Source organism: Pseudomonas chlororaphis (genome assembly GCA_001023535.1).
GTDB classification, from domain to species: Bacteria; Pseudomonadota; Gammaproteobacteria; order Pseudomonadales; family Pseudomonadaceae; genus Aquipseudomonas; species Aquipseudomonas chlororaphis_E.
The window spans coordinates 3,736,501-3,757,231 of record CP011020.1 but is presented as its reverse complement, the minus strand read 5'-3'; the positions used below and the strand labels follow the sequence as shown (position 1 = coordinate 3,757,231).

Annotated in this window: 20 protein-coding genes and 1 pseudogene; all 21 read left to right on the top strand. The window is 62.1% G+C overall.

The window, feature by feature from the left end; all coding sequences use genetic code 11:
• The first annotated feature begins 187 nt into the window (after positions 1-187).
• The 21 genes and pseudogenes from VM99_16685 (at position 188) to VM99_16585 (ending at position 20,721) form a co-directional block, all read left to right on the top strand.
• The gene (locus VM99_16685; protein AKJ99627.1) at positions 188-1,402 is read left to right on the top strand and encodes a histidine kinase; all 1,215 of its coding nucleotides are present in this window, start codon (positions 188-190) and stop codon (positions 1,400-1,402) included.
• Positions 1,403-1,407: 5 nt separating this feature from the next.
• Positions 1,408-2,802, top strand: coding sequence for a Fis family transcriptional regulator (locus VM99_16680; GenBank protein AKJ99626.1), 1,395 nt, complete (start codon positions 1,408-1,410; stop codon positions 2,800-2,802).
• Between the two features lie 215 nt (positions 2,803-3,017).
• Positions 3,018-3,344, top strand: a complete 327-nt coding sequence (locus VM99_16675) for a flagellar hook-basal body protein FliE (GenBank protein AKJ99625.1) — start codon at positions 3,018-3,020, stop codon at positions 3,342-3,344.
• Between the two features lie 15 nt (positions 3,345-3,359).
• Complete coding sequence (locus tag VM99_16670) at positions 3,360-5,144, top strand: flagellar M-ring protein FliF (protein AKJ99624.1); 1,785 nt, start codon at positions 3,360-3,362, stop codon at positions 5,142-5,144.
• A complete protein-coding gene (locus VM99_16665; protein ID AKJ99623.1) occupies positions 5,137-6,156 on the top strand; it encodes a flagellar motor switch protein FliG in 1,020 nt (339 codons plus the stop codon). The genes VM99_16670 and VM99_16665 overlap by 8 nt, the downstream gene beginning before the upstream one ends.
• Before the next feature lie 7 nt (positions 6,157-6,163).
• On the top strand, positions 6,164-6,994 hold the full coding sequence (locus VM99_16660) for a flagellar assembly protein FliH (protein AKJ99622.1): 831 nt from the start codon (positions 6,164-6,166) through the stop codon (positions 6,992-6,994).
• Positions 6,984-8,342 carry an ATP synthase gene (fliI, locus tag VM99_16655; GenBank protein ID AKJ99621.1) on the top strand — a complete coding sequence of 453 codons (1,359 nt, stop codon included), beginning with the start codon at positions 6,984-6,986 and terminating at the stop codon, positions 8,340-8,342. Before VM99_16660 ends, fliI begins: the two co-directional genes overlap by 11 nt.
• A 6-nt stretch (positions 8,343-8,348) precedes the next feature.
• Complete coding sequence (locus VM99_16650; protein ID AKJ99620.1) at positions 8,349-8,798, top strand: flagellar biogenesis protein; 450 nt, start codon at positions 8,349-8,351, stop codon at positions 8,796-8,798.
• Between the two features lie 112 nt (positions 8,799-8,910).
• Positions 8,911-9,222: pseudogene (locus VM99_16645) on the top strand (hypothetical protein).
• A 73-nt stretch (positions 9,223-9,295) separates the two neighbouring features.
• Complete coding sequence (locus VM99_16640; GenBank protein AKJ99619.1) at positions 9,296-11,002, top strand: chemotaxis protein CheY; 1,707 nt, start codon at positions 9,296-9,298, stop codon at positions 11,000-11,002.
• 30 nt (positions 11,003-11,032) lie between these two features.
• Positions 11,033-11,377 (top strand): histidine kinase, encoded by a 345-nt coding sequence (locus tag VM99_16635; protein ID AKJ99618.1) that lies wholly within the window; start codon positions 11,033-11,035, stop codon positions 11,375-11,377.
• A gap of 88 nt (positions 11,378-11,465) precedes the next feature.
• Positions 11,466-12,830, top strand: coding sequence for a flagellar hook-length control protein (locus VM99_16630; protein AKK01777.1), 1,365 nt, complete (start codon positions 11,466-11,468; stop codon positions 12,828-12,830).
• Positions 12,831-13,033: 203 nt separating this feature from the next.
• Positions 13,034-13,537 carry a flagellar basal body protein FliL gene (locus VM99_16625; protein AKJ99617.1) on the top strand — a complete coding sequence of 168 codons (504 nt, stop codon included), beginning with the start codon at positions 13,034-13,036 and terminating at the stop codon, positions 13,535-13,537.
• A 9-nt stretch (positions 13,538-13,546) separates the two neighbouring features.
• Entirely contained in the window at positions 13,547-14,515 is a 969-nt protein-coding gene (locus VM99_16620; GenBank protein ID AKJ99616.1) for a flagellar motor switch protein FliM, read from the top strand.
• A 75-nt stretch (positions 14,516-14,590) separates the two neighbouring features.
• Positions 14,591-15,049, top strand: a complete 459-nt coding sequence (gene fliN, locus VM99_16615) for a flagellar motor switch protein (protein ID AKJ99615.1) — start codon at positions 14,591-14,593, stop codon at positions 15,047-15,049.
• Complete coding sequence (locus VM99_16610; protein ID AKJ99614.1) at positions 15,050-15,487, top strand: flagellar assembly protein FliO; 438 nt, start codon at positions 15,050-15,052, stop codon at positions 15,485-15,487.
• Positions 15,487-16,236, top strand: coding sequence for a flagellar biosynthesis protein flip (locus VM99_16605; GenBank protein ID AKJ99613.1), 750 nt, complete (start codon positions 15,487-15,489; stop codon positions 16,234-16,236). Before VM99_16610 ends, VM99_16605 begins: the two co-directional genes overlap by 1 nt.
• 23 nt (positions 16,237-16,259) lie before the next feature.
• Positions 16,260-16,529, top strand: a complete 270-nt coding sequence (locus tag VM99_16600; GenBank protein ID AKJ99612.1) for a flagellar biosynthesis protein FliQ — start codon at positions 16,260-16,262, stop codon at positions 16,527-16,529.
• A 4-nt stretch (positions 16,530-16,533) separates the two neighbouring features.
• The gene (locus VM99_16595; GenBank protein ID AKJ99611.1) at positions 16,534-17,316 is read left to right on the top strand and encodes a flagellar biosynthesis protein FliR; all 783 of its coding nucleotides are present in this window, start codon (positions 16,534-16,536) and stop codon (positions 17,314-17,316) included.
• Positions 17,317-17,318: 2 nt separating this feature from the next.
• A complete protein-coding gene (locus tag VM99_16590; protein ID AKJ99610.1) occupies positions 17,319-18,455 on the top strand; it encodes a flagellar biosynthesis protein FlhB in 1,137 nt (378 codons plus the stop codon).
• 136 nt (positions 18,456-18,591) lie between these two features.
• Entirely contained in the window at positions 18,592-20,721 is a 2,130-nt protein-coding gene (locus tag VM99_16585) for a flagellar biosynthesis protein FlhA (GenBank protein ID AKJ99609.1), read from the top strand.
• Positions 20,722-20,731 lie beyond the last annotated feature (10 nt).

The following is a 20,731-nucleotide window of genomic DNA, read 5'->3' as shown; positions in this document are numbered from 1 at the left end:
GAAGGTGGGGGCGTTTGTCCCTGCTGGTTCGCCTGACAGGCTCTAAACAGTGCCGCTGCACGTCCTGGCGGGAGCAAGCGCCCTCGCTACACATGCACTTTTTCTTTGCTCTTTGTCTCGGCACGGGTATTGCTACACCCCTCGCAACGTTCCGTTTAACTGACGGTCAGCCAAGCGAGAGAGCCCGATGAGCCAAGCCGCCCAAGCCCAGATGTCTCCTGTCCCTGATCCGGGACACCTGCCGAGCGCCGAACAGGCGAGCCGGCTTGGACTCGAGCAGGCCTTTTCGCTGTTCAATCAGATGTCCAGCCAACTGACGGACTCCTACAGCCTGCTGGAAGCCCGGGTGACCGAGCTCAAGGGGGAGCTGGCCGTGGTCAGTGCCCAGCGCATGCAGGAGTTGGCGGAAAAAGAGCGTCTGGCGAATCGCTTGCAGAATCTTCTCGACTTGCTACCGGGGGGCGTCATCGTCATCGATGCCCATGGTCGCGTGCGCGAAGCCAACCCGGCCGCCTGCGAGTTGCTCGGCCTGCCGTTGGAAGGTGAGCTGTGGCGCCACGTCATCGCCCGCTGCTTCGCGCCCCGCGAGGATGACGGCCACGAAGTGTCCCTCAAGGACGGCCGACGGTTGTCCATCTCGACCCGTTCGCTGGACGCCGAGCCTGGCCAACTGGTGTTGCTTAACGACTTGACCGAAACCCGTCACCTGCAAGATCAGCTGGCCCGCCATGAGCGCCTGTCTTCCTTGGGGCGGATGGTGGCGTCGTTGGCGCACCAGATTCGCACGCCGCTGTCGGCCGCGCTGCTCTACGCCAGTCATCTGACAGAACAGCCCCTGCCGATGGAAACCCAGCAACGGTTCGCCGGGCGCTTGAAGGAACGCCTGCATGAGCTGGAGCACCAGGTGCGTGACATGCTGGTGTTCGCCCGCGGCGAGCTGCCGCTGACCGACCGCGTGACTCCCAAGGCGCTGCTTCAATCATTGCAGGCTGCCGCGTTGACCCATGTGCAGGGCCTGTCGATCCGCTGGCAGTGCGACAGCCATGCCGGGGACATATTGTGCAACCGCGACACGCTGGTGGGCGCGGTATTGAACCTCATTGAAAATGCGATCCAGGCCAGTGGCAGCGATGTCCGGCTGAAAGTGCACCTCTATACCCGCGACAACACCTTGCGCCTGTGCGTCAGTGACAGCGGCAGTGGCATCGAGCCGGCCGTGCTAGCGCGGTTGGGTGAACCATTCTTCACCACCAAGACCACCGGGACAGGCCTTGGCCTGACCGTGGTCAAGGCTGTGGCCCGTGCTCACCAGGGAGAATTGCAGTTGCGCTCGCGGTTGGGGCGCGGCACTTGTGCGACGGTGCTCCTGCCGCTGTTTTCCAGCGCGCCAGGAATGGAGTGAGAGCCATGGCGACCAAAGTACTGCTGGTTGAAGACGATCGAGCCCTGCGCGAAGCGCTGGCCGATACGCTGATGCTGGCCGGGCATGATCATGTTTCCGTCGGGTCGGCGGAAGAGGCGTTGCTGGCCGTGGGGCGGGAGGCGTTCAGCCTGGTGGTCAGCGACGTCAATATGCCGGGCATGGACGGCCATCAGTTGTTGGGCCTGTTACGTGTCCGCCAGCCGCAACTGCCGGTGCTGCTGATGACGGCCCACGGTGCTGTCGAGCGCGCGGTGGATGCCATGCGCCAGGGGGCCGCCGATTATCTGGTCAAGCCATTCGAGCCCAAGGCGCTGCTGGACCTGGTGGCTCGCCATGCGCTGGGCAGTCTCGGGCCCGAACGCGAAGGGCCGGTGGCCATCGAGCCGGCCAGTGCCCAGTTGCTGGAGCTGGCCGCGCGGGTGGCGCGCAGTGATTCGACCGTGTTGATTTCCGGGGAGTCCGGTACCGGCAAGGAGGTGCTGGCGCGCTATATCCACCAGCAATCGCACCGCGCCAACGAGCCGTTCATCGCCATCAACTGCGCGGCGATTCCCGACAACATGCTCGAAGCTACGCTGTTCGGTCATGAAAAGGGTTCGTTCACCGGCGCCATCGCTGCCCAGGCGGGCAAGTTCGAGCAGGCCGACGGCGGCACGATCCTGCTCGATGAAATTTCCGAGATGCCCATGGGGCTGCAAGCCAAGTTATTGCGGGTGTTGCAGGAGCGGGAAGTGGAGCGGGTGGGGGCACGCAAGCCCATCAGCCTGGATATCCGCGTGGTGGCGACCACCAACCGCGACCTGGCCGGCGAAGTGGCGGCGGGGCGTTTTCGTGAGGACCTGTATTACCGCCTGTCGGTCTTTCCGCTGGCCTGGCGACCACTGCGCGAGCGCACCGCCGATATCCTGCCGCTGGCCGAGCGGCTGTTGGCCAGGCACGTCAATAAAATGAAGCACGCGGCCGCCAGGTTTTCTCCGCAGGCCCAGGCTTGCCTGATCGCTTATCCATGGCCGGGCAATGTCCGCGAATTGGATAACGCCATTCAGCGGGCGTTGATCCTGCAGCAGGGTGGTGTGATCCAGCCGGAAGATTTCTGCCTGGCCGGCCCGGTGGCCTGCGCGCCATTGCCGGCCTTGTCAGTGGTTTCAACCGTGGCTGCGGCGCCTGCGGTCGAAGTGGAAGGCGAGTCGGCCGGCGCCCTGGGAGATGACCTGCGCCGGCGTGAATTCCAGATGATCATCGACACCCTTCGGGCCGAGCGCGGCCGCCGCAAGGAAGCCGCCGAGCGCCTGGGTATCAGCCCTCGCACGCTGCGCTACAAGCTGGCGCAAATGCGCGATGCCGGCATGGACGTAGAGGCCTACCTGTTCGCCAGTTGAGGCGTGTAAACCAGTCATTCACTTGTGGGAGCGAGCCTGCTCGCGAAAGCGCTAGGTCAAACAATACAGGTGTTGTCTGGCCCACCCCTTCCGCGAGCAGGCTCGCTCCCACTCATTTGTTTATTGCGGTCATCGAGCTGGCACCCTTGTTGCTACTACCTGGGTACCCGCTGAGTAAGTGTCAAAAAAATGCGGGCCGCCAAAGAGAGTAGACCATGAGCCAAGGTATTGAATTTAATCGATTGATGTTGGACATGCGGGCCATGCAAATGGACGCCATGGCCCAGCCCAAGTCGGTCGCGGTCCCCCAGGTGGGTGGCAGCAGCTTTTCCGACATGCTCGGTCAGGCCGTCAATAAAGTGAACGATACCCAGCAGGCGTCGAACCAATTAGCCAGTGCTTTTGAAATGGGCAAAAGTGGTGTCGACCTCACAGACGTGATGATCTCTTCGCAGAAAGCCAGTGTCTCGTTCCAGGCGTTGACCCAGGTTCGCAACAAACTGGTTCAAGCCTATCAAGACATCATGCAGATGCCGGTTTAAGGAAACTATTGAGTCATGGCAGAAGCAGCCGTAGATAACGTTCCAGCCAAGGCCACCGCACCAGACGGCAAACCGCCGCTGTTCGGCTTGTCCTTCCTGGAAAATCTCTCCGAGATGACCATGTTGCGTCAGGTTGGCCTGTTGGTCGGCCTGGCTGCCAGCGTGGCGATTGGTTTTGCCGTGGTGTTGTGGTCCCAGCAGCCGGACTACCGTCCCCTCTATGGCAGTCTGGAGGGCATGGATGCCAAGCAAGTCATGGAGACGCTGTCTTCCGCCGACATTCCTTATACCGTCGAACCCAATTCCGGTGCCTTGCTGGTCAAGGCCGACGATGTCGCCCGTGCGCGCCTCAAGCTTGCCGCGGCGGGCGTGACGCCAAAAGACGGTAACATCGGTTTCGAGATCCTCGACAAGGACCAGGGCCTGGGCACCAGCCAGTTCATGGAAGCGACCCGTTATCGTCGCGGCCTGGAAGGTGAGCTGGCACGGACCATTTCCAGTCTGAACAACGTCAAGGCCGCCCGTGTGCACTTGGCGATCCCGAAAAGCTCGGTGTTCGTGCGCGATGAGCGCAAGCCGAGTGCGTCGGTATTGGTTGAGCTGTACGCCGGCCGCTCCCTCGAGCCTGGCCAGGTCCTGGCCATCGTCAACCTGGTGTCCACCAGCGTCCCTGAACTGAGCAAATCGCAGATCACCGTGGTCGACCAGAAAGGCAATCTGCTGTCCGACCAGGCGGAGAACTCCGAGCTCACCATGGCCGGCAAGCAATTCGACTACAGCCGCCGCATGGAAGGCATGTTGACCCAGCGGGTGCACAACATCCTGCAACCGATCCTGGGTAACGACCGCTACAAGGCCGAAGTGTCCGCCGACGTGGACTTCAGTGCAGTCGAGTCGACTTCCGAGCAGTTCAACCCGGACCAGCCGGCGTTGCGCAGCGAGCAGTCGGTGAATGAACAACGTACCGCCAGCAATGGCCCGCAAGGCGTGCCGGGTGCCCTGAGCAACCAGCCGCCATCGCCGGCCAGCGCGCCGCAAACCACGGGAGGCGCCGCAGGTGCCGCCGGCATGGTGCAGCCAGGCCAGCCACTGGTGGACGCCAACGGCCAGCAGATCATGGACCCGGCCACTGGCCAGCCGATGCTGGCGCCGTACCCGGCCGACAAGCGTCAGCAGTCGACCAAGAACTTCGAGCTTGACCGTTCCATCAGTCACACCAAGCAACAGCAGGGCCGGTTGAACCGCCTGTCGGTTGCCGTGGTGGTGGACGACCAGGTCAAGGTCAATCCGGCCAACGGCGAAACCAGCCGTGCCCCTTGGAGCGCCGACGAATTGGCGCGTTTCACCCGCTTGGTGCAGGACGCCGTCGGCTTCGACGCCAGCCGCGGCGACAGCGTCAGCGTGATCAACGTGCCGTTCTCTTCGGAGCGCGGGGAAGTGATCGCCGATATTCCGTTTTATTCGCAACCCTGGTTCTGGGATGTGGTCAAGCAGATATTGGGCGTGCTGTTCATCCTGATCCTGGTGTTCGGCGTGCTGCGTCCGGTGCTCAACAACATTACCGGCGGCGGCAAGAGCAAGCAGTTGGCAGGCCTGGGTGACGTAGAACTGGGCGGCATGGGCGGTCTGGATGGCGAATTGGCTAACGATCGCGTCAGCCTTGGCGGGCCGCAGAGCATTCTGCTGCCAAGCCCGAGCGAAGGCTATGACGCACAGTTGAACGCCATCAAGAGTCTGGTGGCAGAAGATCCGGGTCGTGTGGCCCAGGTCGTGAAAGAGTGGATTAACGCAGATGAGTGATAATCGAGCCGCTGTTGCCAAATTGTCCCGGGTCGACAAAGCCGCGATCCTGCTGCTGTCCCTGGGTTCGACCGACGCTGCCCAGGTGCTGCGCCACATGGGGCCCAAGGAGGTCCAGCGCGTGGGCGTGGCCATGGCGCAGATGGGCAATGTGCATCGCGAGCAGGTTGAACAGGTGATGAGCGAGTTCGTCGACATCGTCGGCGACCAGACCAGCTTGGGCGTCGGCTCCGACGACTACGTGCGCAAGATGCTGACCCAGGCTCTCGGCGAGGACAAGGCCAACGGCCTGATCGACCGTATCCTGCTGGGTGGCAACACCAGTGGCCTGGACAGCCTCAAGTGGATGGAACCGCGCGCCGTTGCCGACGTGATCCGCTACGAGCACCCGCAGATCCAGGCCATCGTGGTGGCTTACCTCGACCCGGACCAGGCCGGTGAAGTACTGGGCAACTTCGACCACAAGGTGCGCCTGGACATCATCCTGCGGGTGTCCTCGCTCAACACCGTGCAGCCGGCGGCCCTGAAGGAATTGAACCAGATTCTGGAGAAGCAGTTCTCGGGCAACTCCAATGCCTCGCGCACCACCCTGGGTGGTATCAAGCGTGCGGCGGACATCATGAACTTCCTCGACAGCTCGATCGAAGGCCAGCTGATGGACTCGATCCGCGAGTTCGACGAAGACCTGTCCGGCCAGATCGAAGACCTCATGTTCGTGTTCAACAACCTGGCGGACGTCGACGATCGGGGCATCCAGGCGCTGTTGCGCGAAGTGTCTTCCGATGTGCTGGTCCTGGCCCTCAAGGGGTCGGACGAAGGCGTCAAGGAAAAGATTTTCAAGAACATGTCCAAACGGGCGGCGGAACTGTTGCGCGACGACCTCGAGGCCAAGGGCCCGGTGCGCGTCAGCGACGTGGAAACTGCGCAGAAGGAAATCCTTACCATCGCCCGCCGCATGGCCGAAGCCGGAGAGATCGTGCTCGGTGGCAAGGGCGGCGAAGAGATGATCTAAGGTCGTTATGTCTGCCAAGAGCGATGAGTCACCCAGCGACCTGATCCGCGCCCGGGACGTCGGTGGTTTCGACGTCTGGTCGCTGCCCAGCTTCGATCCCCATGTGCCCGAGCCTGAACCGGAGCCGGTGGAAGAACTGCCGGAAATCGAGGAAGTACCGCTGGAGGAAGTCCAGCCGCTGACCCTTGAGGAAGTCGAGAGCATTCGTCAGGAAGCCTATAACGAAGGCTTTGCCGTCGGCGAGAAGGAAGGCTTCCACAGCACCACCCTCAAGGTTCGCCAGGAAGCCGATGTGGCGCTGACGGCCAAGCTCCGGGCGCTGGAATCGCTGATGGTCAACCTGTTCGAGCCGATCGCCGAACAGGACACCCAGATCGAGAAGTCCCTGGTGGACCTGGTGCAGCATATTTCCCGGCAGGTGATTCAGCGCGAACTGGCCATCGATTCGAGCCAGATCGAGCATGTCATGCGTGAAGCCCTCAAGCTGTTGCCGTTGGGCGTGGGCAATGTGCGGCTGTACATCAATCCCCAGGATTTCGAACTGGTCAAAGCCCTGCGCGAGCGCCACGAAGAAACCTGGCGCATCGTCGAGGATGCGTCGTTGCTGCCGGGCGGTTGCCGGGTGGAAACCGAGCACAGCCGCATCGATGCGACCGTCGAGACGCGCATCAACCAAGTCATGGCCAAGTTGCTCGACCAATTGCACGAGCAAGCCTTGCACCCGGCCCCCGGCGATTTGAGCCTGGAGTTGCCGGACGAACTCAAGGGCGCCGCCGGTATCGACCTCGAAGGCGTCGAACCGGTTGCAACGACAGCGGACGACCGCGATGCGCCTTGAGCGAACCAGCTTCGGCAAGCGCCTGGGCAGTTACGCCGAGGCGACCGAACTGGCCGGCCAACCGATCCTCGAAGGGCGCCTGTTGCGCATGGTCGGCCTGACCCTCGAAGCCGAAGGCCTGCGCGCGGCCATGGGCAGTCGCTGCATGGTGATCAACGACGACAGTTATCACCCGGTGCAGGTTGAAGCCGAAGTCATGGGCTTTGCCGGCAGCAAGGTTTTCCTGATGCCGGTGGGCAGCGTGGCCGGGATCGCTCCGGGCGCACGTGTCGTGCCGTTGGCCGATACCGGTCGCCTGCCCATGGGCATGAGCATGCTCGGGCGCGTGCTGGACGGTGCCGGGCGGGCTCTTGACGGCAAGGGCGGCATGAAGGCTGAAGACTGGGTGCCGATGGACGGCCCGACGATCAACCCGCTCAAGCGCGACCCCATCAGCGTTCCACTGGACGTGGGCATCCGCTGCATCAACGGTTTATTGACGGTAGGACGCGGGCAGCGCCTGGGTCTGTTCGCCGGTACCGGCGTGGGCAAGAGTGTGCTGCTAGGCATGATGACCCGTTTCACCGAAGCCGACATCATCGTGGTCGGGCTGATCGGCGAACGGGGCCGCGAGGTGAAGGAGTTCATCGAGCACATCCTCGGCGAGGAAGGCCTCAAGCGTTCGGTGGTCGTGGCATCGCCCGCGGACGATGCGCCGTTGATGCGCCTGCGGGCGGCCATGTATTGCACGCGTATCGCCGAGTATTTTCGCGATAAGGGCAAGAACGTCCTGTTGCTGATGGATTCGCTGACCCGTTTCGCCCAGGCCCAGCGGGAAATTGCCCTGGCCATCGGCGAGCCGCCGGCCACCAAGGGGTATCCACCGTCGGTGTTCGCCAAGCTGCCGAAACTGGTGGAGCGCGCCGGTAACGCGGAGAAGGGCGGTGGTTCGATCACCGCCTTCTACACCGTGTTGTCCGAAGGCGACGACCAGCAGGACCCTATCGCCGACTCGGCGCGGGGTGTGCTCGACGGTCACATCGTGCTGTCCCGGCGCCTGGCCGAGGAAGGGCATTACCCGGCCATCGACATCGAGGCGTCCATCAGCCGGGTCATGCCGTCGGTCATCAGCACCGAACACCTCAAGCGCGCCCAGCAGTTCAAGCAGTACTGGTCGCGCTACCAGCAGAGCCGGGACCTGATCAGCGTGGGCGCCTACGTGCCCGGCGGTGATCGCGAGACCGACATCGCCATCAATCTTTACCCGGCAATGTCCGTCTACCTGCGCCAGAGCCTGAACGACAACATTGGCCTGGGCGCCAGCGAAGCGCACCTGGAAAGTATCTTCACGCCGATCGCCGGCGGGTAACCGATCATGGCCACGAGTCGTGCGGCGCGTCTGGCGCCAGTGGTCGAGATGGCGGAGAAGGCCGAGAAAACCGCCGTCCAGCGATTGGCCTATTTCCAGGGCCAGGTGGCGGTTGCCGAAAGTAAGCTGGCCGACCTGGAAAACTTTCGCCTCGAATACCAGGAACAGTGGATCACCCGTGGCAGCCACGGTGTCTCCGGGCAATGGCTGCTGGGTTACCAAGGGTTTCTTGCACAATTGGGCACCGCGATCGACCAGCAACGACAAAGCCTGGTCTGGCACCAGAACAATCTGGAAAAGGCCCGCCAGAGTTGGCAAGAGGCGTTTGCCCGGGTCGAAGGCCTGCGCAAGCTGGTGCAACGCTATATCGATGAAGCACGGCAGTTGGAAGACAAGCGCGAGCAAAAGCTGCTGGATGAATTGTCCCAGCGCCTGCCGCGACAGAATCCATACTGATCATGGAGTTTTTTAGAGTGAATGCTGTGAAACCTTGCTCAGGCTTCGACCAAGTGCTAAACCTTGTACACGTATGTCCATGACAGGGAAGCCAGCTATGCAAGCTCAAGCGATACAAGTCTTTACCGAATTATCGAGCAATGGAAAAAAGCTGACGATTTCGGTCAAGGGGCGGTTCGATTTCAAGCTCCATCAAGAGTTTCGGCAGTCTTACGAGAAGTACGAAACACTCAATGCACAGCTTGATAGCTATGTCGTGGACTTGAAAGACACCACTTACCTCGACAGCTCCGCGCTGGGCATGCTGCTGTTGCTGCGCGACTACGCGGGCGGCGAGGACGCCGACGTGAGTGTCATCAATTGCGGCGCGGATGTGCGCAAGATCCTCGCAATCTCCAATTTCGAGAAGCTGTTCGATATCAACAGCCCGAAAGAAGACAAGTCGGCGGAGGGACGGCAGCAGGCAGGGCAATCCTCGGGCAAAGCCTGATACAGCCATGTTGTCCGCCGCCGAATCACTGACAGTCCTGATTGCCGAGGACAGTGCCGCTGACCGCCTGCTGTTGTCGACCATCGTCCGCCGCCAAGGGCATCAGGTGCTCACTGCCGCCGATGGCGCCGAAGCGGTCGAGGTCTATCTGGAGCAGCGCCCGCACCTGGTGCTGATGGATGCGATGATGCCCGTCATGGATGGTTTCGAGGCCGCGCAGAAAATCAAGCAGTTGGCCGGGGATCAGTTGGTCCCGATCATTTTTCTCACCTCGTTGACCGAAAGCGAAGGCCTGGCGCGTTGCCTGGAGGCCGGTGGCGACGACTTTCTTGCCAAACCCTACAACCAGGTGATCCTGGCCGCCAAGATCAAGGCCATGGACCGTCTGCGGCGGTTGCAGGCCACAGTGGTAGAGCAGCGCGACCAGATTGCCCGACACCATGACTACCTGCTCAACGAGCAGCGCGTCGCCAAGGCGGTGTTCGACAAGATCGCCCACTCCGGCTGCCTGAGCGCGCCGAACATCCGTTACCTGCAATCGCCCTATGCCCTGTTCAACGGCGACCTGTTGCTGGCTGCGTTCAACCCCGCCGGCGACATGCATATCCTGCTCGGGGACTTCACCGGGCATGGGTTGCCGGCGGCGGTCGGTGCGATGCCGCTGGCCGAAGTGTTCTATGGGATGACCGCCAAGGGCTACGGCCTGGCGCAGATCCTGCGGGAGATGAATGCCAAGCTCAAACGCATCCTTCCGGTGGACATGTTCTGTTGCGCGACCCTGCTGTGCCTGAGCTTCCAACGGCGCACGGTGGAGGTCTGGAACGGCGGCATGCCTGATGGCTACCTGCATGACAGCCTGAGCGGGGCGCGCACGCCGCTGCCGGCGCGGCACCTGCCGTTGGGTGTGCTCTCGCCGCAACTGTTCGACGACCGCACCGAAGTGCACCCCATGTCCCTGGGGGACCGGGTGTTCCTGCTGTCCGACGGGGTGATCGACACCGCTAACGATGACGAGCAATTGTTCGGCGTGGAGCGTCTGCAGCAGGTGTTCGCGGCCAACCGCGAGCCAGACCTGCTGTTCGAGGACATCCAGCAGGCCCTGCGGGACTTTCGCGGTGAGGCCCGGGACGATTTCAGCATGGTCGAGGTCAGCCTGGTCGCCGCGACGCAACTCAACCCGCCGCCACCGGTCTATTCCGATAGCGGTCAATCGAGCCCGCTGGACTGGTCGGTGAGCTTCGAGTTCCGGGCGCAGACGCTCAAGCGCTTCAACCCGATGCCGTATCTGCTGCAGTTACTGCTTGAGGTCCATGGGCTTCGGGCGCAGAGTGGCGCCCTCTACAGTGTTCTGTCGGAGCTCTACTCCAACGCTCTGGATCACGGGGTGCTGGGGCTCGACTCGGACCTCAAGCGCGACGCGTCAGGATTTGCACGTTATTACAACGATCGCAATACGCGTCTGGATGAGTTGAGCGCCGGTTACGTGCGGGTGCATCTGCACGTCACGCCAAACGGCGACGGTGGCCGTCTGGTTATCGAGGTCGAGGACAGCGGCGAAGGTTTCGATGTTGCCCGGGTGTTGGCACGGCCCGTGGACTGTGATCGGTTGTCCGGGCGCGGCGTAAGCCTGGTGCGTCAGCTGAGCCATCAGGCCCGTTGGTCAGACGATGGTCGTAGTGTACGCGTGGAGTTTTTCTGGGAGGCTCTGGCATAATCGGGTCATTCTTGATCAGGGAGCGAACAAGTGAGTGAGATTCATCTGGATCGCGACGTGCTCAGCACGTTGAAGGAAGTCATGGAAGAGGGCTATCTGGAACTGCTGGATACCTTCCTCAACGACTCCGAGGCGCGTTTGCGCGTGCTGCATGAAGCCCGGGACGCTGAAAAACTGAGCGCCACCGCCCACAGCTTCAAAGGCAGCAGCAGTAACATGGGAGCCATTCGCCTCGCCGAGTTGTGTGGTGAGCTGGAACAGCGTGCCAAACAGCCTTCGCTGGGGGGTATCGAAAAACTGGTCAGCGAAATCGACAGCGAATTTGCCCATGTCCGCAATCTTTGCCGGGAAGAGCGCGAAGGCTTCCACTGCTGAGATCTACCGGCCACTCAAGCGTTGGCCCGCCCCTTGCATTGTCTTGTCCGACTGTACCTATGAATCCAGTGCAGCGGAGAAAATGTTCATGCCTGTCACCCCTAATACGCTGCTCCAGGCCACTGCCCAGGCCAAGCCCCAGGCAGCCGTCAATTCACCGGCGGCGGCCCCGGACAATGGGGATAGAGCCTCCAGCTTCGCTCAGGTCTTCGCCCGTCAGGCGCCCGCCAAGTCATCGGCTGCCCCTGAACCGTCGGTAAAACCGATGCGCGACAAGTCTTCCGATAACACCGTCAAAAAGGACGCCGGCAACGAAACCGCTGCCGCCCCCGAGCGGACGGTTGCCGATAGCGGCAAACCCTTGCCCGCGGACAAACCCGCCGATGCCGACGACCAGGTCGCGAGCGATGACGCCGCAGATTCGACCGACGCGCCAGTGGCTGACGCTGCGCCGGTTGATCCGACATTGCTGCCGGAGGTCACCACGCCCGTGGTGACGACTGCGCCGGAGCCCGCGCCAGTAGTGGTGGCGGCGGATCCCCAGGTGGCCGCTGCGGTAGTGGCTCCAGTCGTCTCGCAGGCACTGACCACGCCGCCTGCGGACCCGGCGACGGACCCTGCGTTCGATCCCCAAGCCGACCCGCTCGACGCGATGCCTGCCTTGCGGCTGGCCATGGAGCAGGGTGGTCATGTTTCCGCCGCCAGCCAGGCCCAGCCCAAGGCTGCCGCCCCGGCGGCGCTTGATGCCGAGCCGACGTCGGCGCAAACCTTCGCCGCCGGCATGGCGAGCATGCTCACCGTGCAGGCTGACCAGGACAGCACCAGCCCTGGCAGCCAGGGCGGTGAAAAGGCTTTTGGCGGCTTGATCAGCGAGGGCCTCAAGGACCTGACCAGCGCGGCCAGCGACACCCGGGTCGACGACTTCGCCAATCGCCTGGCGGCCCTGACCCAGGCGGCGACGCCGAAGACAGCCAACGCGGTGCCGGTCAACCAGCCCATTGCCATGAACCAGAATGGCTGGACCGAAGAGGTGGTCAACCGGGTGATGTACCTGTCGAGCGCCAATCTCAAGGCGGCCGACATCCAGCTGCAACCCGCCGAACTCGGGCGACTGGACATCCGCGTGAACATGGTGCCGGACCAGCAGACCCAGGTCACGTTCATGAGTGCTCACCCGGGCGTTCGCGAAGCCCTCGAAGGCCAATTGCACCGCTTGCGGGACAGCTTCACCCAGCAGGGCATGGGGCAGGTCGACGTCAACGTGTCCGATCAGTCCCGAGGATCGCCCAACCAGGACCAGCCGGCCCAGCAGCAGGCCCAGGCCGGACGTACCACCTCATCGGGCGGTCGAGCGGATGCGTCGGTGGATGAGCACCTGCCGGCTGGCGTGGCCGAAGTTGCAGCCAGTACGACCAGTGTGATCGGCAGCAGCGCGGTCGATTACTACGCCTGACCTGGTGAGGTAACCTTTTGTGGGAGCGGGCTTGCTCGCGAAGGCGGTGTGCCAGTTGATAATCATGTCATCTGACGCACAGCCTTCGCGAGCAAGCCCGCTCCCACAGTTGTTTTCGGGTGGCGTAAATTGCTTCTGGCATAACACTTGCTCCTGCCTTGCCAGGCAACCGTGAACCCCCCGATTAGTGACGGATTATTGGCATGGCGAAGAGTGAAGCAGCAGCTGTAAAAGACCCGGCAACCAAGGGCAAGCTCAAGATGATCATCATGATCGTGGTGGGCCTGCTGTTGGCGATCGGGGTGTCCGTGGGGGCTACCTGGTATTTCATGCATGGGGCCCAGAGCAAGCCGGCTCCCGTGGCCGAAGCCGCCCCCGTCGGTAAGCAACCGGCCATTTTCGAATCCATGGCGCCTGCGTTCGTCGCCAACTACACCCAGAATGGCCGCCAGCGCTACATGCAGGTCAGCATCACCCTGATGGGGCGCAACCAGGCCGACCTGGAGGCCCTGCGGGTGCACATGCCGCTGATCCGCAACAACCTGGTGATGCTGTTCTCCGGACAGAATTTCGACACCCTGGCCACCCCTGTCGGCCAGGAAATGTTGCGCCAGAAAGCCACGGCCAGCGTCCAGGAAGTGGCTCAGAAAGAGCTGGGCAAAGTGGTGATCGAACAATTGCTCTTCACTAACTTCGTATTGCAGTAGGAACACGACATGGCCGTGCAGGACCTGTTGTCCCAGGACGAAATCGATGCGCTGTTGCATGGTGTCGACGATGGCCTGGTGCAGACCGAAAATGCTGCTGAACCGGGCAGCGTCAAAAGCTATGACCTGACCAGCCAGGATCGCATCGTTCGTGGACGCATGCCGACCCTGGAAATGATCAACGAGCGTTTCGCCCGCTACACCCGCATCAGCATGTTCAACATGCTGCGCCGCTCGGCCGATGTGGCCGTCGGTGGCGTACAGGTGATGAAGTTCGGTGAATACGTACACTCGCTGTACGTACCCACCAGCCTCAACCTGGTGAAGATCAAGCCGTTGCGTGGCACCGCCTTGTTCATCCTCGATGCCAAGCTGGTGTTCAAGCTGGTGGACAACTTCTTCGGTGGCGACGGCCGTCACGCCAAGATCGAGGGCCGTGAATTCACCCCGACCGAGCTGCGGGTCGTGCGCATGGTGCTGGAACAGGCCTTCGTCGACTTGAAGGAGGCCTGGCAGGCGATCATGGAAGTGAACTTCGAGTACATCAACTCCGAAGTGAACCCGGCCATGGCCAACATCGTCGGCCCGAGCGAAGCCATCGTGGTCTCGACTTTCCACATCGAACTCGATGGCGGTGGCGGCGACCTGCACGTGACCATGCCGTACTCGATGATCGAGCCGGTGCGAGAAATGCTCGATGCCGGTTTCCAATCGGACCTCGACGACCAGGACGAACGCTGGATCAACGCGTTGCGCCAGGACGTGCTGGATGTCGACGTGCCGATCGGTGCGACGGTCGCCCGGCGCCAGTTGCGTCTGCGGGACATCCTGCATATGCAGCCGGGGGACATCATTCCCGTCGAAATGCCGGAAGACATGATCATGCGCGCCAACGGCGTACCGGCCTTCAAGGTCAAGATGGGTTCCCACAAGGGCAATCTGGCGTTGCAGGTGATCGAGCCGATCGAACGCCGCTGACCGGTGTCGAAGTGGCTGAGCCTTTTTTACTGACTTTTACGTTTTGAACCGATTTTTGCCCGCCGAGGACACATGATGGCTGACGATATGAATACCCAGGATGACCAGGCGCTGGCCGACGAATGGGCTGCGGCCCTGGAAGAAACCGGCAACGCCGGGCAGGCCGATATCGATGCGCTGCTGGCGGCCGATACGGGGGCCCACGCTTCCAACCGTCTGCCGATGGAAGAGTTCGGCAGCATGCCCAAGAGCAATGAGCAGGTTACCCTGGACGGTCCGAACCTGGACGTGATCCTCGACATCCCGGTGTCGATCTCCATGGAAGTGGGCAGCACCGACATCAACATTCGCAACCTGCTGCAACTGAACCAGGGTTCGGTGATCGAGCTGGACCGTCTGGCGGGCGAGCCGCTGGATGTCCTGGTCAACGGCACGCTGATCGCCCATGGCGAAGTGGTGGTGGTCAACGAGAAGTTCGGCATTCGCCTGACGGACGTGATCAGTCCGAGCGAACGCATCAAGAAGCTGCGCTGAGTGAAAGGTTTCCTTGGCGCTGCATTGATGCTGCCGTTCAGCGTGCTGGCGGCCGAGCCGGTGGCCACGGCGGCCGCTACGTCGGCCAGTGGCAGCGGCGTGGCCGGGCAATTGGCGCAATTGGTGATCGGCCTGTTGCTGGTGCTGGGCCTGATCTTCTTCCTCGCCTGGTTGCTGCGCCGCGTGCAGCAGGCCGGGCCGGCGGGCAAGGGGCAGGTCATCGACATCGTCAGCACGCGCGCGCTCGGCCCACGGGACCGGCTGGTGCTGGTGCAGGTCGGCAACGAGCAGATCCTGCTCGGCCTGAGTCCAGGCAGCATCACCGCCTTGCACGTCCTCAAGGAGCCGGTGCAGGTGCCCTCCACCGAGCAGGCTACCCCCGAATTTGCCCAGCGCCTCATGGAACTGCTGGGCAAAGACCAGAAGGATAAGAAGTAATGCCGTTGCGCATTCTGTTGGCGCTGGCCTTGATGCTGGCCGCGCCGTCGGTCTTTGCCGCCGATCCGCTGTCAATCCCGGCGATTACCCTGGGCACCAACGCCGACGGGGCCCAGGAATATTCGGTCAGCTTGCAGATCCTGCTGATCATGACCGCGCTGAGCTTCATTCCGGCGTTCGTCATGTTGATGACCAGCTTTACCCGGATCATCATTGTCTTCTCGATCCTGCGCCAGGCCCTGGGTCTGCAACAGACACCGTCGAACCAGATCCTCACCGGCATGGCGCTGTTCCTGACGATGTTCATCATGGCCCCGGTGTTCGACCGGGTGAACCAGGATGCGCTGCAACCCTACCTGGCGGAAAAACTCAGCGCCCAGGACGCGGTTGCCAAGGCCCAGGTGCCGATCAAGGACTTCATGCTTGCCCAGACTCGCAGCAGCGACCTGGAGCTGTTCATGCGCCTGTCCAAGCGCACCGACATCGCCAGTCCGGACCAGGCGCCGCTGACCATCCTGGTGCCGGCGTTCGTCACTTCCGAGCTGAAGACCGCGTTCCAGATCGGCTTCATGATCTTCATCCCGTTCCTGATCATCGACCTGGTGGTCGCCAGCGTGCTGATGGCCATGGGTATGATGATGCTGTCGCCGCTGATCATTTCCTTGCCGTTCAAGATCATGCTGTTCGTGCTGGTGGATGGCTGGGCGTTGATCATTGGCACCCTGGCGGGCAGTTTCGGCGGTGTTTAGACCTTCCCTGCGGATAGCAAGATATGACGCCTGAAGTTGCGGTAGACCTGTTTCGCGAAGCGCTCTGGCTGACCACCATGATGGTCGCCATCCTGGTGATCCCCAGCCTGCTGGTGGGCTTGCTGGTGGCGATGTTCCAGGCCGCGACCCAGATCAACGAACAGACCCTGAGCTTCCTGCCGCGTCTGCTGGTGATGCTGGTCACGCTGATCGTGGGCGGCCCCTGGATCGTGCAAACCTTTATGGAATACATCCTGCGTTTGTACGGCAGTATTCCGCAGTTGATCGGCTGACCTGATGTCGATGCTTGCGCTGACCGACACCCAGATCAGTTCCTGGGTGGCGGCGTTCGTCCTGCCGCTGTTTCGCGTCACCGCCGTGCTGATGAGCATGCCGGTCTTCGGCACGACCCTGTTGCCGCGACGCGTGCGCTTGTATTTCGCCCTGGCGATCACGGTGGTCATCGCCCCCGGCCTGCCGCCGATGCCGCCGGTCCATGCATTGGACCTCAGTGCGTTGATGCTGGTGGCCGAGCAGATCCTCATCGGTGCCCTGATGGGGTTCTCGTTGCAGCTGTTTTTCCAGGCATTCGTCGTGGCCGGGCAAATCATTTCGATCCAGATGGGCATGGCCTTCGCCTCCATGGTCGACCCCACCAACGGGGTCAACAGTGCGGTGATCGGGCAGTTCCTGACCATGCTGGTGACCTTGCTGTTCCTCGCCATGAACGGGCACCTGGTGGTGTTCGAGGTACTGACCGAAAGTTTCACCACGATGCCTGTGGGCAGCGCGCTGCTGGTCAATCATTTCTGGGAGATTGCCGGCAAGCTCGGTTGGGTCCTGGGTGCGGCGATGGTGCTGGTATTGCCGGCGATCACCGCACTGCTGGTAGTGAACATCGCTTTCGGCGTCATGACCCGGGCGGCGCCGCAACTGAACATCTTCTCGATCGGTTTCCCGCTGACCCTGGTGCTGGGCATGGTGATCTTCTGGATCAGCCTGGGGGATATTCTCAACCAGTATCAGCCGCTGGCGACCCAGGCCCTGCAGCTGCTACGTGACATGGCACAGGCGCGCTGACCATGGCTGAAAGCGAGAGTGGCCAGGACAAGACAGAAGACCCCACGGAGAAGCGCAAGCGCGAATCCCGGGAAAAGGGCGAGATTGCCCGCTCCAAGGAGCTCAACACCCTGGCGATCATGCTGGCCGGGGCGGGTGGCCTGTTGATCTACGGGGGTGGGTTGGCCCTGGACCTGCTGGAAATCATGCGCCTTAACTTTTCCCTGCCTCGCGAAATACTGCTCACGCCCGGCGCAATGACGCAGTACCTGTTGCACTCGGGCAAGATCGCGATCCTGGCGGTGCAGCCGATTCTGATTTTCCTGCTGCTGGCGGCCTTTATCGGGCCGATTTCCCTGGGCGGCTGGCTGTTCGCCGCCGGCAGCCTGGCGCCCAAGTTCAGCCGAATGAACCCGCTGTCGGGCCTCAAGCGGATGTTTTCCACTTCGGCGCTGATGGAACTGCTGAAGGCCTTCGGCAAGTTCCTGTTGGTCCTGTCCGTGGCGTTGACGGTGTTGCAGGGCGACATCGACGACCTTCTGAGCATTGCCCACGAGCCGTTGGAGCAGGCCATCATCCACAGTGTGCAACTGGTGGGGTGGAGCACGTTGTGGATGGCTTGCGGGCTGATCCTGATCGCCGCCATCGACGTACCGATCCAGCTTTATCAGAGCAAGCAGAAGCTGATGATGACCAAGCAGGAGGTGCGCGACGAGTACAAGGAGCAGGAGGGCAAGCCGGAGGTCAAGCAAAAGATCCGTCAGCTGCAGCGCGAAGTCTCCCAGCGCCGGATGATGGCGGCCATTCCGGAGGCCGATGTGGTCATCACCAACCCGACCCACTACGCCGTGGCGCTCAAGTACGACCCCGAAAAAGGCAATGCGCCGGTGTTGCTGGCCAAGGGCAGCGACTTCCTGGCCTTGAAGATCCGCGAGATCGCCGTCGCCAACCAGGTGATGCTGCTCGAATCCCCGGCCCTGGCACGGTCGATCTACTACTCCACCGAACTCGAAGAAGAAATCCCCGGCGGCTTGTACCTGGCCGTGGCCCAGGTGTTGGCCTACGTCTACCAGATCCGCCAGCACCGCGTCGGCAAGGGCAAGCGTCCCGAGCCGCTGAAAGACCTGCCGATTCCGCCGGATTTGCGGCGTGATTCCTGAGTCGGGCCAAGGCTGATGTGGGCGCGCGCTGCGCCTCTATTGCTACCCCTGACAAAAGTTGGAAGGCTTCTTGCAATGCCCCGTTTGCGCTCGTTCCGGGCGTCAAAAGTTTGCTTCACAGAAACGGGGAATATCGGTGAATCGCTCTCAGCTACTCAGCACCGCGCGCAGCAACGCTGTGACTCTCAGCCAAGGCAACCTCGGGGTGCCGCTGCTGCTGATGGTCATGCTTGCCATGATGATGCTGCCCGTGCCGCCGTTCCTGCTGGACGTGTTCTTCACATTCAACATCGCCCTGTCGATCGTGGTGTTGCTGGTCTGCGTCTACGCCCTGCGCCCCCTGGATTTCGCGGTGTTCCCCACCATCCTGCTGGTGGCGACGTTGCTGCGCCTGGCGCTGAACGTGGCGTCCACCCGGGTGGTCATGCTCCACGGCCAGGACGGTCATGCCGCCGCCGGTAAGGTGATCCAGGCCTTCGGCGAGGTGGTGATTGGCGGTAACTACGTGGTGGGTATCGTGGTTTTCGCCATCTTGATGATCATCAACTTCGTCGTGGTGACCAAGGGTGCCGGGCGGATTTCCGAGGTGAGCGCGCGTTTTACCCTCGATGCGATGCCTGGCAAGCAAATGGCGATCGACGCCGACCTCAACGCCGGCCTGATCGATCAGAACCAGGCCAAGACGCGGCGCCTGGAAGTGGCCCAGGAAGCCGAGTTCTACGGTTCCATGGACGGCGCCAGCAAGTTCGTGCGCGGTGACGCCATTGCCGGCCTGCTGATCCTGTTCATCAACCTGATCGGCGGCATGGCGGTCGGTATCTTCCAGCACGGCATGAGCTTTGGCGATGCGGGCCGGGTCTACGCCTTGCTGACCATCGGTGACGGTTTGGTGGCGCAATTGCCATCACTGTTGTTATCCACAGCGGCCGCGATCATGGTGACCCGTGCATCGGGTTCCGAGGACATGGGCAAGCAGATCGGTCGGCAGATGTTCGCCTCGCCCAAGGCCCTGGCCGTGGCCGCTGGCCTGATGGCGGTGATGGGCCTGGTGCCGGGCATGCCCCATGTCTCCTTCCTGAGCATGGCCGCATTGGCGGCGGGTGGTGCCTACCTGTTCTGGAAAAAACAGAACGCCCAGAAAATCCAGGCCCTGCAAGAGGTCAAGCGCCAGCAGGAACTGCTGCCGTCGCCGGCTCGCGCACTGGAGACCAAGGAACTGGGCTGGGACGACGTGACCCCCATCGACATGATCGGCCTGGAAGTCGGCTACCGCCTGATTCCATTGGTCGATCGCAACCAGGGCGGCCAGTTGCTGGCGCGGATCAAGGGCGTGCGCAAGAAGCTGTCCCAGGATTTGGGCTTCCTGATGCCGACCGTGCATATCCGCGACAACCTCGACCTGGCGCCGAGTGCCTATCGCCTGACACTGATGGGGGTGATCCTGGCCGAAGCCGAGATCTACCCGGATCGCGAGCTGGCGATCAATCCGGGACAGGTCTACGGTTCGCTCAACGGCATCACCGCCAAAGATCCGGCTTTCGGCCTGGAAGCGGTGTGGATCGAAATCAGCCAGCGGGCGCAAGCGCAGTCCCTCGGCTATACCGTGGTGGACGCCAGCACCGTGGTTGCCACCCACTTGAACCAGATTCTGTACAAGCACTCCAGCGAGCTGATCGGTCACGAAGAAGTCCAGCAATTGCTGCAAGTGCTGGCCAAGGGCTCGCCGAAGCTGGCCGAAGAGTTGGTGCCGGGGGTGGTTTCGCTGTCGCAACTGCTCAAGATCCTGCAGGCGCTCCTGGCCGAGCAAGTGCCAGTGCGCGACATTCGCAGCATCGCCGAAGCCATCGCCAACAACGCTTCCAAGAGTCAAGATACCGCCGCGATGGTGGCGGCGGTGCGGGTCGGTGTATCCCGCGCAATCGTCCAAAGCATTGTAGGTACTGAGTCCGAGCTGCCTGTGATCACCTTGGAGCCAAGGTTGGAACAGATATTGCTCAATAGTTTGCAGAAGGCAGGACAAGGTTCGGAAGAGGGTGTTCTGCTGGAGCCAAGCATGGCCGAGAAGCTGCAGCGTTCGTTGATCGAAGCAGCCCAGCGGCAAGAGATGCAAGGGCAACCGGTGATCCTGCTGGTGGCCGGTCCGATTCGCGCGATGCTCTCGCGGTTCGGGCGCCTCGCGGTCCCGGGGCTGCATGTGCTGGCTTACCAGGAAATACCGGACAACAAGCAAGTGACCATCGTTGCGACAGTAGGGCCCAACGGCTGAGGTAGTGGTT

Excerpts from the sequence above, each read along its gene's own strand:
- VM99_16685 (AKJ99627.1), top strand. The coding sequence starts at position 188 with ATGAGCCAAGCCGCCCAAGCCCAGATGTCTCCTGTCCCTGATCCGGGA.
- VM99_16680 (AKJ99626.1), top strand. The coding sequence starts at position 1,408 with ATGGCGACCAAAGTACTGCTGGTTGAAGACGATCGAGCCCTGCGCGAA.
- VM99_16675 (AKJ99625.1), top strand. The coding sequence starts at position 3,018 with ATGAGCCAAGGTATTGAATTTAATCGATTGATGTTGGACATGCGGGCC.
- VM99_16670 (AKJ99624.1), top strand. The coding sequence starts at position 3,360 with ATGGCAGAAGCAGCCGTAGATAACGTTCCAGCCAAGGCCACCGCACCA.
- VM99_16665 (AKJ99623.1), top strand. The coding sequence starts at position 5,137 with ATGAGTGATAATCGAGCCGCTGTTGCCAAATTGTCCCGGGTCGACAAA.
- VM99_16660 (AKJ99622.1), top strand. The coding sequence starts at position 6,164 with ATGTCTGCCAAGAGCGATGAGTCACCCAGCGACCTGATCCGCGCCCGG.
- fliI (AKJ99621.1), top strand. The coding sequence starts at position 6,984 with ATGCGCCTTGAGCGAACCAGCTTCGGCAAGCGCCTGGGCAGTTACGCC.
- VM99_16650 (AKJ99620.1), top strand. The coding sequence starts at position 8,349 with ATGGCCACGAGTCGTGCGGCGCGTCTGGCGCCAGTGGTCGAGATGGCG.
- VM99_16640 (AKJ99619.1), top strand. The coding sequence starts at position 9,296 with ATGTTGTCCGCCGCCGAATCACTGACAGTCCTGATTGCCGAGGACAGT.
- VM99_16630 (AKK01777.1), top strand. The coding sequence starts at position 11,466 with ATGCCTGTCACCCCTAATACGCTGCTCCAGGCCACTGCCCAGGCCAAG.
- VM99_16625 (AKJ99617.1), top strand. The coding sequence starts at position 13,034 with ATGGCGAAGAGTGAAGCAGCAGCTGTAAAAGACCCGGCAACCAAGGGC.
- VM99_16620 (AKJ99616.1), top strand. The coding sequence starts at position 13,547 with ATGGCCGTGCAGGACCTGTTGTCCCAGGACGAAATCGATGCGCTGTTG.
- fliN (AKJ99615.1), top strand. The coding sequence starts at position 14,591 with ATGGCTGACGATATGAATACCCAGGATGACCAGGCGCTGGCCGACGAA.
- VM99_16605 (AKJ99613.1), top strand. The coding sequence starts at position 15,487 with ATGCCGTTGCGCATTCTGTTGGCGCTGGCCTTGATGCTGGCCGCGCCG.
- VM99_16600 (AKJ99612.1), top strand. The coding sequence starts at position 16,260 with ATGACGCCTGAAGTTGCGGTAGACCTGTTTCGCGAAGCGCTCTGGCTG.
- VM99_16595 (AKJ99611.1), top strand. The coding sequence starts at position 16,534 with ATGTCGATGCTTGCGCTGACCGACACCCAGATCAGTTCCTGGGTGGCG.
- VM99_16590 (AKJ99610.1), top strand. The coding sequence starts at position 17,319 with ATGGCTGAAAGCGAGAGTGGCCAGGACAAGACAGAAGACCCCACGGAG.